Origin of the sequence: Acinetobacter johnsonii (assembly GCF_048551975.1) — a bacterium.
Taxonomy (GTDB): domain Bacteria; phylum Pseudomonadota; class Gammaproteobacteria; order Pseudomonadales; family Moraxellaceae; genus Acinetobacter; species Acinetobacter johnsonii_A.
The window spans coordinates 1-327 of record NZ_JBIMCF010000109.1 but is presented as its reverse complement, the minus strand read 5'-3'; the positions used below and the strand labels follow the sequence as shown (position 1 = coordinate 327).

Below are 327 nucleotides of genomic sequence, written 5' to 3'. Positions count from 1 at the left end.
GTCACAGGTGGTTTATTGGCTGGTTTAGGGCTACACGGTACCCTCGAAGCATTTAATAATGGGCGTGGGGGCGGCGCAAAAATTGCGTTGGCTTACGGGGTCTTAGGTGCATTTGCTTTGGCCTTGGCACGCTCAGGTTTACCTGACGTGTTGGCCTATAAGCTTATTAAAACATTGAAAGGTTCGAGCAATGAAAAGGCACAAAATCGGGTTAAATATCTGATTTTTATAACCGTCGCGTGAGCAGCCATTTGTTCACAAAACGTCATTCCTGTACATATTGCGTTTATTCCAGTCCTGATTCCTCCTTTATTAAGTGTGTTTAAC

General features: G+C 44.3%; 1 pseudogene. It reads left to right on the top strand.

Features of this window, described 5'->3' with window-relative positions:
• Positions 1-327: pseudogene (locus ACG9ZB_RS16830) on the top strand (sodium:proton antiporter); the annotation flags it as partial.